A 15,825-nucleotide genomic window follows, 5' to 3' on the forward strand; every position below is an offset into this window, starting at 1 on the left:
TCCCTGTACACACGGGCCGGTCAGCCGCGGGCGCCTTGCGGCAGCTCTGCGACCAGGCGCAGCGAAGCGGTCAGTTCGTCGAGCTGGTAGTGCGGGCGCAGGTAGGTCACGGCCTTGTACACGCCCGGCTTGCCCGGTACCTCGAACACTTCGGCGCGGGCTTCGCGCAGGGGGAACTTGGCTTTGGCCTCCTGGCTCGCGGTGTCGTCGAGCAGCACATAGCTGGCCAGCCATTTGTTGAGGAACAGTTCCACGTCCTTGCGCGAGGCGAAGCTGCCGATCTTGTCGCGCATGATCGCCTTCATGTAGTGGGCGATGCGCGAGGTGGCGAAGATGTACTGCAGCTGGGCCGACAGGCGTGCGTTGGCGTTGGCGATGTCGGTGTTGTACTGCTTCTGCTTCTGCGTCGACTGGGTGCCGAAGAAGGCGGCGTAGTCGGTGCCCTTGCAGTGCACCAGCGGAATGAAGCCAAGGTCCGACAGCTCTTTTTCGCGGCGGTCGGTGATGGCGATTTCGGTCGGGCACTTGAGGGCAATTTCGCCGTCATCGGTGTTGAAGGTGTGGGTCGGCAGGCCTTCGACCAGACCGCCACCTTCCACGCCGCGAATCGCCACGCACCAGCCGTAGCGCGAGAAAGCGTCGGTCACGCGGGTGCCGAGGGCGTAGGCGGCGTTCATCCACAGGTACTTGTCGTGGTCGCGGCCGTCGACATTCTCGACGAAGTTGAATTCCTCCACCGGCGTGGTATCGGGGCCATAGGGCAGGCGGCCGAGCACGTGGGGCAGGGTGAGGCCGACGTAGCGCGAGTCTTCCGAGGCGCGGAACGACTTCCACTTGGCGTACTCGACGGTGTCGAAGATTTTCGCCAGGTCACGTGGGCCGGACATGTCGGTGAACGAGTCCCAGCCGAACAGCTCGGGCGAGGCTGCCGAAATGAACGGTGCGTGGGCCGCGGCGGCGACGTGGGAGACCTCTTCGAGCAGGTACATGTCCTCGGGGTTACGGTTGAACTCGTAGTCCCCGATCAGCATGCCGAACGGTGCACCGCCAAAGGTGCCGTACTCTTCTTCGTAGATTTTCTTGAACAGCGCGCTCTGGTCGAATTCGGAGGCGGCCTTGAGGTCGCGCACCAGGTCTTTTTTCGAGGCGTTGAGCAGGTGGATTTTCAGCGTGGTGCTGGTCTCGGTCTGGTCGACCTGGTACTTCAGGCCACGCCAGGAGGCTTCCAGCTGCTGGAACTCACGGGCATGCATGATCTCGTTCATCTGCTCGGAGAGCATGGCGTCGATTTCGGCGATGCGCGCATCGAGCACGGCGATCAAATCCTTGCTCGGCGTCATTTCGCCTTCGAGCACCTGGCTCACCAGTTCGCCGATCAGGTCGCGGGTGCGGGTGCGCTCGGTCTCGGAGCGGGCCACACGGCTTTGCGAGATGATGCTGTCGAGCAGCGAGGACTGGGGTGCGAAGTTTTCCACCTCGACCAGGTCGGTGTCCTGTTGTGGCAGTGTTTGCTTGTCGGTCATCGTCTGGCTCCTGCTTACTCTTTACCGTCGGCGGCTGCGGCTTCGCGGCCGAATTCCTTGCCCAGGGTTTTCAGCTTCTCGGTGTTTTGCAGCACGTCCATCAGCAGCTCTTCGAGCTTGTCGTTGCCGCCCATCTTGTTGCGCAGGTCCGCCAGCTTGTTGCGCACCTCCAGCAGCTTGCGCAGCGGCTCGACCTGCTTGACCACGTTCTGTGGCTCGAAGTCTTCCATGCTGTTGAAGTTCAGCTCGACGCCCAGCTGGGTGCCGTTCTTGGCCAGGGTGTTGTCGACGCGGTAGGTCAGGCGTGGCTTGATGCCCTTGAGCACGCCGTTGAAGTTGTCGCGGTCGATGAACACGAACTTGCGGTCTTTCAGCTTGGGCAACGGCTCGAGCGGGTTGCCGGAGAAATCACCGAGCACCCCGACAACGAAGGGCAGTTCCTTTTTCTCGATGGCATCGCCGATGTCCACGTCATAGGTGATGTGGACCCGAGGCGAGCGGACGCGGTCGAGTTTGTGCTGGGTACTTTCCTTCTTCGCCATCGTGTTCTCCAATGCATGCGATGCGCTGCGAATCATTGCGCGGCCCCGGTGGGGCGCGCGTTACAGTCCTTCGATCGTCAGCAGCAGGCGCTGACGGATGTCGTCGTTCATTTCCATGATGTTGTCGCGGCTCACCAGCTCTTCGAAGCTGGCGTTGCCGGCGATCTGCGTGCTGCTACGGATGACCGAATCGTCGGGAAGTTCCGAACGCAGGGGCGAGCTGATGATGCAGAACGGAAGATCGCCGAAGCCCTTGAGGCGCTCGAAACTCAGCGCGAAGCGCAGCCCATCGAACAGCCGACCCAGCCCCGGCGCCTTGCTCAGGCAGTAGAACAGCACCAGGTAGTGCACGACGAAACGGTACAGCTCGGCGCTGCTGCGATTGGGGTCTTTGACCACGTTGCGAAAGTGGGCCAGGTCGAATGCGTTGAAGCCCACCACCCAGCGCACCGGGCTGGTGATACGCACGGTCTGCCCGCTTGGCGCGAGGACCTTGTCGTATTCCAGCGGGAACAGTTCGGGGGTGGTGCTGATCAGGTTGAGCGGTACTTCCAGCTCGCTGACCAGTTGGAAAGGCGTGGCCGAGCCGATGCGTTCGTAGAGTTCGATCAGCGACTGGAAGTGGTGCTGGGTTTCGCGGCCGCTGCTGCGCTGCGCGCCCTGCAGGTATTCGCCGAACAGCGTTTGCGGACGGATCAACGGCGCCACGGTGGCGAGATAATCGGACGCCTGCGCCTTGAGCGCATCGGCAATCGCCCGCGTCTGGCCACGCAGCTTGATCAGTGCTTCGACGTCAAACGTCTGTGTCATCGGTACATCGTCCATGAAGCTTGGTGTTCGTCCCAAAACGCCGTTGGCGCGGACCTGAATCTGGGTGCTGGCACATGAATATTGAGTTGCCAGCAATGCCGAGTAGGGCAGCCCGCCGGGGAAGAAGTTCCGGCGAGGGGCGCGATTTTTTCCCTGTTTTGTGATGGGGCGCAATGATGTCTCATTGCTATTGGTTGGCCGTTTCGAGTGCGGAAAATCGGGGTTTTAGCCCGCAGGGAAGGGGTTTGAGGTGCTGAAAAATGCCTGGAAAATGGCGTCAAAAATATTTTTCAAAAAGTGAACGAGGTCTCATTTTCGGGCGCCGGCGTCCTGCTGATGGACCGGGTGAGGACGGTGAAACGATGATGGCAATGCGACGGAATGTGGCGCAGGGCGGCCAGGTTTTCTCTCAGTTGGATGTGCCTCTGTGGCTGCCCGGTGGGAGTATGTATTGGCCTGACTTGAGCTTTTTGGTGGTGCGAAAATCGAGCGCCGCCCGTGCGGCGCATCGCGAGCAAGGCTCGCTCCTACGTTTGTTTCGGGCCAGTTTTTCCTGTGGGATTTGCGCGCGACCGCTTGTGTGCATGGCGCGGTATCGCGTCGAACTAACAAGGCGGTCGCGCGCGCCTGTCACAGGCGTTATTGGCCGTAAACGAACGTAGGAGCGAGCCTTGCTCGCGATGCGCCGCGCGGGCGGCGCTCGATCTCGCGGGCGCGGCATTTCTCGCGCCAAGCAGCCCCTGTGACCAACAACCGGATTGCGCGGCTTCAGGCTCGCTTGAAAGTTTCCCAGAGTGTTTGCCGGATACCATCGAGCTGGATATTGGCAAGCACGCGTTCCTGGGCTGTAGCGGCATCGACATACACATCGGAAAATCCGGACTTGGTCACTGCCATGGTTCTGTAAGACGAGGCGGCATGCTGCCACAGTGCGCCACTCTGGTCCGGGCTTCTGGAGAGCAGGTCGATCATTGAACCAATCCCTGCGTCGAAGTCGAAACAGCCTTCTCGATGGTAGATGGCTGAAAGCGTTTTAAGCAGGTCGACGAGTTCGTGATTGGTCATGCTCGCTCCTTCACTGTATTTCGCCATGCCCGGATTCCACTCAGCGCTCCCCAGGCAGGCGAATTTTCAAGCCATTGGCGCACTGTTCTGCGATGTAGTAAACGTGAGACAAGGCCACCGCAAGCTCCTTGTCTGTGGGCTCGAACTCTTTGCTGGCAATGGCGCCGATCGTGAGCCTGTGTAGCTTGGATTTGTCCTTTTCGGTGCCGTCGAGTACGGCCCTGATGTATTTCAACTGATCGATGACAGTCGCGTACACCGGAAAGCCCGGGGTCTGATTTCGCCGCTCGGTTACGAGCATGAGTGCGCTGTCCAGGTACTCAAGTGGTGAGGAGGGCTTCATCGATCAGGGTTGTTCATGTTTGCTTGAAGCTTTTTGAAGGCTTCCGAGCTTCTGGCGTCAATCAGCTCTACGTAAAATACCGAGTAAGCGGCTTCGAGCTCGGTATATCCACCCAGGTTGGTTTCCGTGAAGTAGCGGTGCCCCGGAATGTCTCCTGGCTCCATAGGCACGGTAATTTCTTCTCGCTCGGCTCGCGCAATCAAATTGCCAAGGGCGTGCAGCAGGTCCGCGGCGAGCGGTTCGCGCATTTGATGGTGCTCCAACAGCTTGCGTAGCTGTGTGGCGGCGTGATGCAGGGCGTCGATATTCATGATGTTTGCCTGGTTACTAACGCCTGGAAAAGCGTGGGCTTGCTCTAAATGGCAGTGCCGCGATTCGTCCCTGGTTTGATGATCAGCAACTCATCCAGCTCTCTGCGGCGGCATTTCATGACAAAGGCAAGGGCTGCGTCAGGGTCATCCAGAAACCGCTGGAACGTCTGCGGGTCAACGGCATAGTACTCCTCGTAGTCCACCATGCCGTTACTGACCGGGAAGGATACAAAGTGCTGTCCGGAGTCTTCTTCAATACCCATGGAGAACATGTGCTGGCGGCTGACAAAAAGGTCTTTGAATTTCATGGTGAACCTTAGAATAGGGGGGTTGTGCGGAACAACTCCGCAGAAATAGCGCCGGCATCGATCACGGCTTCGCTGTTTCCGTCGGGAAGCTTGCCGCCGGGGATCCAGAACTCGTTGGCGCCTGCTTCGTTCCCTGACGGAATGCGCAGGTTCAACTGCCTTGGGTCGGGGATATCGACACGTACCAATGTATTGGTTTCCAGGAAATCGTCGGGTAGCCCAAGTGCCTTTTCAAGGGCACGTTTATCGCCGGCGGTATTGGCAAACAGCTCGCTCGCTTCATGGCCGGGCATTATGAATGATGTGCCATCCCGTTGAGCAATGCCGTATTTTTCGAGGTTGGTTTGCGTCATGAAACGTGAGGCGCCATTGTCGAACTGGGCCAGATGTTGAGCGACGTAATCGGGGTCCAGATAGGTTGTGGGGTCTGGTCTTTCCCCTTTGGCGATAGCCAGGATATCGGCTTCTGTGAAGCCTGGCTTGTACTTCGGCTTCAGCAGTTGCGCACCCTTTGCCATCGGCTGTTCAACGGCCTGCTCGACAAGCGGTTGAAGCTCTGGCTCGCTGCGCTTGAGCGGTGTCACTTCTTTGGCCTGCAACTCCGGCTGCGCCAACAGCTTCTGCTCGTTCTTCGCCAGCCATGCCGCCAACTGCCGGTTGGAAATATCCGCCTGCAGCTTGGCGCTGCGCGCGGCAATGCTGTCCATGCTGCTCATCAAGCCGGCCTTCATCTGCCCACGGGTCAGGTAGGTGACGATGGCCGTCAGCAACAGCAGCACCAATTGCTCCTGGCCTCGGGCCAGTTGGCGGGCAGCTTGTTCGATGCGGTCCTGGCTTTGTGCCGCAGCGCCGCCGCTTGGGTCCAGACCTGCCGGCTTGAGGCCGTCTTCGGCGAACCAGGCAGTGGCCATGCCCTGTTGCAGCGTCGCAAGGCAGTTGGGCAGGCCCTGATAGAAATACTCGGCAATGGCGTGCAGCCCAAGCCCCATGAGAATCAGGTTACCCACCTGCAGGCCGATACCAGCCCCCGCTGCGGCGCCCGGCGCTGCGCCCACACCGAAGGCGAACGCCCCCGCGACACCCCCGGCCAGCGAGCCCACGGCCACGCTGCCACCGAGGATCATCGACACTTCTTTGACCAGTTGCAGCAACACCGGCAGGATCTGCTCGATGCCGATCGAGGACCACTTGCGCTTGAGGTTGTCCTGGATGATCGGGTAGGAGAGGGTCATGGCCTGGCGCACGTTGTCGATGCGATGGCCACCGAGGTAGCCATAGGCCTGGTTGGCGCCATTGCCGACGCGCCGGCTGAAACCGTCCCACGCGTCATGGGCGCTGTTCAGGCCGCTATCGACGCTTTGGTTCAGTTCGCTGAATTTCTGTTCGAGGTTGCGCTCGATATCTCCCCAGCTGGGGATGTTGGCTAAAAGGTCCATTTTTTACATCAAAGTCCCTGGATGAAAGCAGTGCGCTCGTGCGTTCTTCTGACCCGCATGCACTCAAGAAAGATTCCGCAGGGCACGCATTTTTCGCGTCATGGCGCGGATCATCAATGATGGCAAATAGGCATTGCTTGCTGGCATGGCTGTGAATCTGCCGCCCGCGCCGGGCTTTGCGTGACCCGGATGAACCAGAGCGCCTGGCAACAAAATGCGAAAAAGGTGAAGCAGTCCACGTTATGAAACATTTTTCCGCCAAACCCCAGGTGGCCCTGAGGGCTATCTGGGCGTGTTGTCGCGAACGCAATACAGCGCATTTTCAGTGTCGGGGATACACAGCCGCAAACCCTTATGTGGCAATCGATGCACGCTGATGCACAGCAGTCGGCGATGTAGGAAAAAACGCCGAGATGATGGCTATTTGGCATTGGGCTTGAGCGCTGCAACCCACAGAGTTCGCGGGCTTGCGCGAGTTGACAGGGCAGCATTCACCGGTGTCTCCTTTGGGCCTTTCTGGCTGCCCGGCGTTCAGAAGTGTGATGCAAGTCGCATTATCGACGGCGAGCCATGGCACTTTCAGAAGTGCTTGCAGTCGCAGATTGGCGCGGGACGCGCGCGCGTGATGCGCACCAGAGCGCCCGCACGAACTGAGTTGTAGCTGAGCATCGCATGAGCGTGCTGGCCGTGCTTTCAAGGAGATACGTGATGATCATGGACCTGGCCTCGATGCTGCTGTCGCCGCAGAACCGCCGTCTGTTCAAGTTTCACAACCTGGCCAACCCCGAACAGCAACTGCTGCTCGAAACCTTCAAGGGCGTCGAGGCCCTGTCGCGTGCCTTCAACTACGAACTGCTGCTGGTGTGCGAAGATTCCGGTGTGCCGCTCAAGTCGATGATGGGCCAGCAGGTAAGCATCGAAATCGAACTGTCCGAAGGTGGCCCGCGCTACATCACCGGTTACCTCACACGCTTTGCCAGCATCGGCAGCGACGGTGGCATGGCCCGTTACACCGCCACCCTCAACCCTTGGTTCTCGATGCTCAAGAACCGCTTCGACACACGGATTTTCCAGGGCAATACGGTCGAGGAAGTGGTCACCGAAGTGTTCGCCCTGTGCCCGGCGTTTTCCCGCCACGAGTTCCGCCTGACCCGCCCGCAGAAGCGCTACACCTACATCACCCAGTACCGCGAAACCGACTTCAACTTCGTCCAGCGCCTGCTGGAGGAAGAGGGCATGTTCTATTACTTCGAGCACACCGCCGAAGGCCACACCATGATCATCTGCGACGACTCCAGCACCCTCGTCGACCTGCCCGAGCAGCCGCAGATCCGCTTCCACAGCGCCTCGGTCACCGAGACCGCCGACTCCATCACCCAGTGGAGCGGTAACCGCCAGCTGCAGTCCGGCAAGATGGCCACGCAGACCTTCGACTACCGCCAGCCCAGCAACCGCCTGCCGGTGGCGATGAACAGCGTCAACAAGCAAGGCGAAGTCGAGACCTTCGAAATCTACGACTTCCCCGGCCAGTACACCCACGGCACCTACGACGAAGGCGAAACCCTGTTGCGCCTGCGTATCGAAGCACTGGAATTGCGCGGCAAGAAATTCGAAGGCGCCAGCAACTGCCGCGCCATGAAGCCGGGCTACACCTTCGAGTTGTTGCAGCACTACGCCCACGAGCAGGGCGCCGTCGAAGACCGCCAGTTCCTGCTGATGAGCGTGGAAAGCGAAGGCCACAACAACTACCTCAGCGGCCAGCAGGCCAGCTACTTCAACACCTTCAGTTGCGTGCGCAAGAAAATCCCGTTCCGCCCGCAGCTGAGCACACCCAAGCCGACCATCTCCGGCCCGCAGACCGCGATCATCGTCGGCCCGCCAGGCGAGGAGATCTTCACCGACGAACTGGGCCGGGTGAAGATCCAGTTCCACTGGGACCGCAACGGCAAGTACAACGACCACAGCTCATGCTGGGTGCGCGTGGCGCAATCCGGCGCCAGCGGTGGTTTCGGCAGCATCCAGATTCCCCGGGTGGGTGACGAGGTGGTGGTGGTGTTCCTCGACGGCAACCCCGACCGCCCGTTGATCATGGGCAGCCTGTACAACAGCAGCAACACCCCACCCTGGTCGCTGCCGGCGAACAAGACCCAAAGCGGGTTCCTGACCCGCTCGATGAAGGGCGACGGCGGTACCGCGAACTTCTTCCGCTTCGAAGACAAGGCCGGCGCCGAGCAGATCATCATGCACGCCGAGCGCAACATGGACACCGAGATCGAGCTGGATGAGACCCACGATGTGGGGAACAACCGCAGGATCACGGTGGGTGGGACGCATACCGAGGTGGTCAAGAAGGACACCTCGGTCCAGATCCAGGAGGGCTCCTACACCTTACAGGTAGACCAGAAGTTCATTCAGATCGGAGCCAACGAAAGCATCCTGCTTCAGGTGGGTACGAGCACGATCAAGATGACGCCCAACAACATCACCATCCAAGCTGAAAACATCGACATCCTCGGTAAGAACACCTTCGTCAAAGGTGACCGTGTCGACATCAACGAGTAGGGCGTTTGCAGATGGCCAGAGCCAGCATCTACGACAGAATTTCTCAGAAGCGTGAGGCAGCCGAAGCATTGGCACGGCAACAGGCCGAGCAGGAGCGTGAGGCTGCCGAAGCCCAGAGTCGGATGCCAATAGCTGTTCCTGTGTTGCCTCTCAATGCACAACAAAATGCATTGCGAATTGCGGGCTTGCATCTGCAGATGCCTGAAGGCTGTGGCTTTCGCAGTATCGAAACCACCCTTGAGCTGGCCGGTTGCGAAGCCACCTTTGCGGCGCGCTACAGGCGCGCGCCAGAGGGGCTGGACCTGCCGCATGCGGTGGAGCTGTATGTGAAGAACCTGCGCGAGCGGCATGTTGATATGACGCTGGTTCGTCAGGGCGAGGCGTTATTGGCGGGGCACTCGGCAATCGCGGTCGATTACGTGTTCACCTCAGGCCAGGAGCGTCGGCATGGGCGCAGCGTGTGCGCAATTATCAGTAATGACGAGGGTGCGCCACGTCAATGGCTGGACGTTTCCACACAAATCAACCCTGACCAGTCGCGCATGGCTGACTGGTTGATCGAGTTCGACGCCATGCTTGCCGGAATGACCGCGCAGTAAGGCCATTTTCCCCGTTTTAATGGAATTTCAAACAATGGATTACCAGCTTCAAGAAGGATCTATCACGTTGCCGGACGGCTTTCAGGACCGAACGGTGAACATGTTCATTCTGGGCAACAACATTCCCGCGCCACTGAACATCACCCTTTCTCGTGACAACCTTCTGCCCGCCGAAGATCTCCAGGCCTATGTGAACCGCCAGGTGAAACTAATCGCAGCAAAACTGCGCGGCTACACCGTTCTGGCCAAGAAACCTGCGCAGTTGTCTTCCAGTCAGTCCTTGGCCGGGGTCCAGATTGAGGGCTACTACATGAATGAAGGCCGGCCGGTGTATCAACGCCAGGCAGCCTTTGAAATTGCCCCAGGGCGCATCCTGGTGTTCTCCACTACCAGTCAGAAAGACTTCAGTGGCGGGCAAAACGAGAGCTGGTTGCAGCTTTTGAACAGCTTCCAACCGCGCCGGGATGCCACTGCATCGACTGAAAACGACACCCAGGACTGAGCTTATGTTTGAAGCAGCGCGTTGGGGTGACGAGGTCGAACACACCGGCGCTTTGGCCGGATTTCTTGCCGGAGCAGTGGTTGGGCTTGCGATCGCGACCGCCGCAGCCTTTACCATTTGTACTGCTGGCCTTGGCGGTTTTCTGCTTGGCGCGGCCATAGGCTTGGGCGCAGGCCTGTTACCGATGCTAGGCGAGAAATTTGGCTCAATGTTTAGTTCACCGGCAGGGCAGATACAGCTTGCCGGGTGTTCGACCAATGTGTTCATCAACAAGCGCAATGCTGCCCACGCCGAGCTGAGCACCGCTACGTGCGACAAGCACCCACCACCAGTGCAGGTAGCTGAAGGGTCTTCGAATGTATTCATCAACGGCGTAGCTGCCGCACGCAAGGGTGACAAGCTCACCTGCGGTGCGAAGATTTCTGGTGGCTCGAACAATGTGTTCATTGGCGGGGGAACGCATCGTTATCTGCCGGTCAACGAAGAAGTTCCCGAATGGCTGCGTGTCACCGTCGACATACTGATGATCGCTGCTTCCATGGGCAGAGCGGTGCTCGCAGTTGCCCGCTTGGGACTGCAGGCGGGCCTCAAGGCTGCAGGCCCCTGCGCGCTGCAAACTGGCGCCACGATCGCCGGTAGCTATCTTGCGGGGCGCTTCATTGTAGGCCCAGCAATTGAGCGAGCGATTGGCGGCTTTACCGGCAACCCTGTAGATATGACTAACGGCCGCAAGCTGTTGGCCCATGAAACCGATTTTGTACTGCCGGGGATGATGCCAATCGAATGGGCGCGGTTCTACGCCAGCGACCTGGCGGTCGATAGCGTCTTGGGCCAGGGCTGGGTGCTGCCTTGGGAACAAAGCCTGCGCCGTAGCGGAGGGTTCGTTTATTACACTGATAATCAGGGACGCAGTGTTCCGTTCATTGATTTGGAACCGGGCGAAAGCATCTATAACCCCAATGAGAAAGTTCACCTGATCCGTACCGAAGGTGGGCATTATCTGCTGCAGACTTTGGATAATGTGTTTTTCTACTTCGGTGAAGTACCGGACACCAACAGCGCCGTGCCGCTGCAGCGCCTTGAAAACGCGCTGGGCCATTATCTGCATTTCACCCGTGACAGCGATGATCGCCTGACTGATATCAGTGCGCCGGGCGGTGTGCGGGTCCACCTGCATTACGACCACCCCCTGGGGCGTTTGACCGACGTCAAACGCATCGTCGACAAGCAGGCAGTGGAAACGCTGGTACGTTATCGCTATGACGACAACGGCCAACTGGCCGAAGTCATCAACCGTAATGGCGATTCGGTTCGTCGCTTCCAGTACGCTGAACACCTGATGGTTCGCCACAGCAATGCCCTTGGCTTGATCTGCGAGTACCGCTGGCAGGCCCTGAACGACAAACCCCGTGTAGTCGAACATTGGACGAGCGATGGCGAGCACTACCATTTCCGCTATGACTTCGCCCAACGTACTAGCTGGGCAACCGATGTGCTGGGCCGAGAGCTTGAAATCCGCTACAACGAAGACAACCGCGTTATCGCCAGCCGAGATTTCGGCGGCGAACGCTATGGCATCGAGTTCGATTCGTACGGCAACATCGTCGCCTTCACTTTGCCGGACGGCAATCAGCTAGGGCTCAAGTACGATGACTTCGGCAGGCTGGTTGAAGAAACCGACCCGCTGGGCCGCAAGATCAGCTACAAGCACCACCTGGCCACGCCGCTGGTGACTGAAACCCGCTTTCCAGATGGCAGCGTGTGGAAGTCCCGCTACGACGGCAAGGGCAACCTGATCGCCGAGACTGACCCGCTAGGGCACAAGACAGAGTACCTCAACGGCGAAGACGGCCTGCCGCATACCATTATTGATGCGACCTACAAGTCGAAGTACCTGTGGTGGAATGCCTATGCCCAGGTTGAGCGTTTCGAGGACTGCTCGGGCAAAAGCACCCATTACCGCTATGACGATCGCCAGTATCTGGTGGCGGTGACCGACGCGCTGAACCAGACCACCACCCTGGAGCGCAAGCCTGACGGTGAAGTGCTGCGCATCCAACATCCGGATGGCACTTCGGAAACCTTTAGCTACAACACCCTCGGCCAGGTGCTGAGCCATACCGATGGCAAGGGCCAGGTCACGCGTATGCAACGTACGTCTCGCGGCTTGCCGAGCAGCCGCCAGGATGCCAAGGGGCAGCAGATTCGTTACGAGTACGACAAGGCACTGCGCCTGACCGCGCTGGTAAACGAGAACAACGCGGCTTATCGCTTTGCTTACGATGCCTCGGACCGGCTGGCGGAAGAAGTGCGGGTCGACAACCTGACCCGACGCTTCAGCTACAACGACGGCGGACACCTGACCCGGCTCGATGAGATCGGCTACGGCGACAATGCCGAACGGCCTGAGCGTAATACGCTGTTCGAGCGGGATGCTATTGGGCGACTCATTGCCAAGGTTAACCGAGATGGCCGGCAGGACTTCGAGTACGACGATGGCGACCGGCTGCTGAGTATCCAGCGCCAACCCACCAGTACCGCCAAGCAATTGGGCATCACCGAAGAAAAGCTTGAGTATGCCTACGACCTGTTGGGTCGGCTGACCGAGGAAGTTACTTCCAGCGGCACACTGAAGTACGAGTACGACCCGCTCAGCAACCTGACCACCTTAACCCTGCCGGACGGCCGCAAGGTCAACCACCTGTACTACGGCAGCGGCCACCTGCACCAGCTCAACCTCGACGGCCAGGTCATCAGCGACATCGAGCGCGATGACCTGCACCGCGAGGTGTACCGCACGCAAGGCAAGCTGACCAGTTGCTTCGGCTACGACGCCATGGGGCGCAAGGCTTGGCAGTTTGCCTCCATCTTGCCGGCGGAAAAGCTCTCGCAGATCCAGAACACGGGTATTCAGCCGGAACTGCTGGTGCAACACGCCTACAACCCGATTCACCGCCGTTACCAGTACGACCCGGCCGGAGAGTTGGTACGCACGTTGGACAAATTGCGCGGCGAGATCAAATACGAATACGAAGCCAACGGCCAGTTGCGCAGTCGGGATACCGGCTCACTGATTGGCAGCGAAGAGTTCCGCTACGACGCCGCCGCCAACCGACTGGACTTCAATGCCCGGCAGTTCGACAAGGTCAAGGACAACCGCATCAAGCAGTGGCGGGATCAGGAGTACCGCTACGACCCTTGGGGTAACCTGATCGAGAAGCGCTCGGGGCACAGCAAGTTGCAGCATTTTGCCTATGACAGTGAGAACCGGCTGGTGCGGGCGGAAACCTGGGTGGCGGGTAAGCTGGAAAGCACGGGTGCCTATCGTTACGACAGTTTAGGGCGACGGATTGCCAAGCAATCGGAGATCAAGGGCCAGGTCGAGCACAAGCGTTTCCTTTGGCAAGGGTTGCGGATGCTGCGCGAGGAAGTGCCGGGGCAGAGCACCTTGTACTTCTATGAACCGGGGAGTTATGCGCCGCTGGCGCGTGTCGATCAGGCTGAGGGGGAAGAGCGGAAGCTTTACTACTTCCATACTGACCAGATTGGTACGCCGTTGGAAATGACCGATAGTGATGGGCAGATTGTCTGGCAGGCGACGTATCGGTCGTGGGGGGAGGTAGAGCAGTTAGCTGTCAATCTCGTTGAGCAGAACCTGCGGTTTCAGGGGCAGTATTTCGATGGTGAGACGGGGCTGCATTACAATACGTTCCGTTACTATGACCCTGAAAATGGACGGTTTGTCACACAAGATCCAATCGGGCTTTCAGGAGGGATTAATCTTTACAGTTATGCTCCGAACGCAAACCGGTGGCTTGACCCTCTTGGTTGGTGTGTAACAACAAATGTGACTCGTGGTGTGGCCGGTCAACCTTTGAAGGCAACGGCTACAATCACGAAAGGTGATTTGAAGACGGGGACTGCAACGAACGAATCGTCAAGAGCCTGGGCTCGGATGATGGGTAATCCTGATGACGACGCAGGGCACATAATTGGTAAACTTCTCGGAGGTTCTGGTGGCAAAGATGGTGTGTTCCCCCAGCTTAAAGGAATTAACCGAGGGCAGTTCCGTGCCTTTGAGGCGCAAGTTGCAAGTCTAGTTAATAAGAAAGGTGCTGTAGATGTTGAACTTAACTTTATCTACGGCAATGGCGGTACTCGACCTACGTCGATAACGTATGATGTGTATCGTAAGGGTGAGCGGGTTCTCGAAGGTATTTTTGGAAACTGATATGGCCAAAAGTGATATTAAAGAAAATGTTCCTGAGTCGCTTAAGAAATTCATGCAGGAAATGAATGAGTGGGAGTGTGAATTTTTTGAAAAGCGTAAAGACGGCTTGAGTAAGGGTGTGGATGATTTAGCGCTGAAAGAAAATTATGCCTTGAAATTGGAGCGGATACTTGACGCGTTTGCCTTGAAAGATAAGTCGAATTACGGGCGATTGATTGATCTGGGTTGTACAAGGCCTGCTACTTATGATCCAAAAACTGATGAGGTGGAGCTAATATCTAGTAGTGATGGTAGTATGATTGTTCAAGTGCAACAGATGAAAGGGGCAGAGGTCTGTTCTAGGTTTCATCTGGTTGTGAAAGGGGGGGAGTGGAAGATAAGGAAGAGAGAGATGTTGAATTTCGATGAGAAATGGAAGCGCGTGCCTCTTTAGATAACCTTGGTTGAACGTCATGCCGTTGGCCGACTGCTCGCAGAAGTTAACCGCGACGGTCGGCAGGATTTCGAACACGACGATGGCGACCGGTTGCTGGGCATCCAGCGGCAACCCACCGGTACTGCCAAGCAATTGGCATCACCGAAGAAAAGCTTGCGTATGTCTACGACGCACTAGGCCGACTGACCGAGGAAGTCACCTCCAGTGGTGCACTCAAGTACGAGTACGACCCGCTCAGCAACCTGACCACCTTGACCCTGCCCGACGGCCGCAAGGTCAACCATCTGTATTACGGCAGCGGCCACCTGCACCAGCTGAACCTCGACGGCCAGGTCATCAGCGACATCGAGCGCGATGACCTGCACCGCGAGGTGTACCGCACGCAAGGCAAGCTGACCAGTTGCTTCGGCTACGATGCCATGGGCCGCAAGGCCTGGCAGTTTGCCTCGACCTTGCCAGCGGAGAAGCTCTCGCAGATCCAGAACACGGGTATTCAGCCGGAACTGCTGGTGCAGCATGCTTACAACCCGATTCACCGCCGTTACCAGTATGACCCGGCCGGAGAGTTGGTCCGCACGCTGGACAAGTTGCGCGGCGAGATCAAGTACGAGTACGAAGCCAACGGCCAGTTGCGCAGCCGGGATACCGGTTCGCTGATCGGCAGCGAAGAATTCCGCTACGACGCCGCCGCCAACCGACTGGACTTCAATGCGCGGCAGTTCGACAAGGTCAAGGACAACCGTATTAGGCAGTGGCGGGATCAGGAGTACCGCTACGACCCGTGGAGCAACCTGATCGAGAAGCGCTCGGGGAACAGCAAGTTGCAGCACTTTGCCTATGACAGTGAGAACCGGCTGGTGCGGGCGGAAACCTGGGTGGCGGGTAAGCTGGAAAGCACGGGCGCTTATCGCTATGACAGCTTGGGGCGACGGATTGCCAAGCAGCCGGAGATCAAGGGCCAGGTCGAGCACAAGCGATGCCTTAAAGAGGTTTTCACATATTATCAAGTTTAGGTGAAGGTCATTTTGATTTTTAATATTCTTTAAAATAGCATGTTTTGTAGTGTCTTGGCGGGGTTTGGTATTGCTATTGGCTGAAGTTTCTTAGCCTGTTCAAGTTGTCAATGGATTGACTTGTTCGACGTTTTTCTATCCTGC

The 15,825-nt window shown here is 58.2% G+C and carries 13 protein-coding genes and 1 pseudogene; 6 read left to right on the forward strand and 8 right to left on the reverse strand.

Annotated features, from left to right (window positions below; genetic code table 11):
- Nucleotides 1–20: 20 nt before the first annotated feature.
- The 8 genes from tssC to PspTeo4_RS06645 all read right to left on the reverse strand — a co-directional run bounded on the left by tssC (nt 21) and on the right by PspTeo4_RS06645 (nt 6,338).
- The gene (tssC, locus tag PspTeo4_RS06610; protein WP_322362905.1) at nt 21–1,523 is read right to left on the reverse strand and encodes a type VI secretion system contractile sheath large subunit; all 1,503 of its coding nucleotides are present in this window, start codon (nt 1,521–1,523) and stop codon (nt 21–23) included.
- A 14-nt stretch (nt 1,524–1,537) separates the two neighbouring features.
- Nucleotides 1,538–2,065, reverse strand: a complete 528-nt coding sequence (gene tssB / locus PspTeo4_RS06615) for a type VI secretion system contractile sheath small subunit (RefSeq protein ID WP_322362906.1) — start codon at nt 2,063–2,065, stop codon at nt 1,538–1,540.
- A 60-nt stretch (nt 2,066–2,125) separates the two neighbouring features.
- Nucleotides 2,126–2,875, reverse strand: coding sequence for a hypothetical protein (locus tag PspTeo4_RS06620; protein WP_322362907.1), 750 nt, complete (start codon nt 2,873–2,875; stop codon nt 2,126–2,128).
- Between the two features lie 768 nt (nt 2,876–3,643).
- A complete protein-coding gene (locus PspTeo4_RS06625; RefSeq protein ID WP_322362908.1) occupies nt 3,644–3,940 on the reverse strand; it encodes a hypothetical protein in 297 nt (98 codons plus the stop codon).
- Nucleotides 3,941–3,980: 40 nt separating this feature from the next.
- The gene (locus tag PspTeo4_RS06630; RefSeq protein ID WP_322362909.1) at nt 3,981–4,283 is read right to left on the reverse strand and encodes an immunity protein Tsi6 family protein; all 303 of its coding nucleotides are present in this window, start codon (nt 4,281–4,283) and stop codon (nt 3,981–3,983) included.
- Nucleotides 4,280–4,594 (reverse strand): hypothetical protein, encoded by a 315-nt coding sequence (locus PspTeo4_RS06635; protein WP_322362910.1) that lies wholly within the window; start codon nt 4,592–4,594, stop codon nt 4,280–4,282. Before PspTeo4_RS06635 ends, PspTeo4_RS06630 begins: the two co-directional genes overlap by 4 nt.
- A gap of 44 nt (nt 4,595–4,638) precedes the next feature.
- On the reverse strand, nt 4,639–4,902 hold the full coding sequence (locus PspTeo4_RS06640) for a hypothetical protein (RefSeq protein WP_322362911.1): 264 nt from the start codon (nt 4,900–4,902) through the stop codon (nt 4,639–4,641).
- Nucleotides 4,903–4,910: 8 nt separating this feature from the next.
- A complete protein-coding gene (locus PspTeo4_RS06645; protein ID WP_322362912.1) occupies nt 4,911–6,338 on the reverse strand; it encodes a DUF6861 domain-containing protein in 1,428 nt (475 codons plus the stop codon).
- A 708-nt stretch (nt 6,339–7,046) separates the two neighbouring features.
- Here PspTeo4_RS06645 and tssI point away from each other — a divergent pair.
- From tssI to PspTeo4_RS06675, 6 genes and pseudogenes are all read left to right on the forward strand, one after another.
- Nucleotides 7,047–8,900, forward strand: coding sequence for a type VI secretion system Vgr family protein (tssI, locus tag PspTeo4_RS06650; protein ID WP_322362913.1), 1,854 nt, complete (start codon nt 7,047–7,049; stop codon nt 8,898–8,900).
- Between the two features lie 11 nt (nt 8,901–8,911).
- Nucleotides 8,912–9,499, forward strand: coding sequence for a hypothetical protein (locus PspTeo4_RS06655; RefSeq protein WP_322362914.1), 588 nt, complete (start codon nt 8,912–8,914; stop codon nt 9,497–9,499).
- Between the two features lie 34 nt (nt 9,500–9,533).
- Nucleotides 9,534–10,001: a DUF1795 domain-containing protein gene (locus tag PspTeo4_RS06660; RefSeq protein WP_322362915.1), complete on the forward strand. Its 468-nt coding sequence runs from the start codon at nt 9,534–9,536 to the stop codon at nt 9,999–10,001.
- A gap of 4 nt (nt 10,002–10,005) precedes the next feature.
- Nucleotides 10,006–14,232, forward strand: a complete 4,227-nt coding sequence (locus tag PspTeo4_RS06665; RefSeq protein WP_322362916.1) for an RHS repeat-associated core domain-containing protein — start codon at nt 10,006–10,008, stop codon at nt 14,230–14,232.
- A gap of 1 nt (nt 14,233) precedes the next feature.
- Entirely contained in the window at nt 14,234–14,665 is a 432-nt protein-coding gene (locus PspTeo4_RS06670; RefSeq protein ID WP_322362917.1) for an NTF2 fold immunity protein, read from the forward strand.
- Between the two features lie 3 nt (nt 14,666–14,668).
- Nucleotides 14,669–15,651 (forward strand): annotated as a pseudogene (locus tag PspTeo4_RS06675) (type IV secretion protein Rhs); the annotation flags it as partial.
- Nucleotides 15,652–15,825: the final 174 nt, after the last annotated feature.

It is taken from the genome of Pseudomonas sp. Teo4 (assembly GCF_034387475.1).
Classification (GTDB): domain Bacteria; phylum Pseudomonadota; class Gammaproteobacteria; order Pseudomonadales; family Pseudomonadaceae; genus Aquipseudomonas.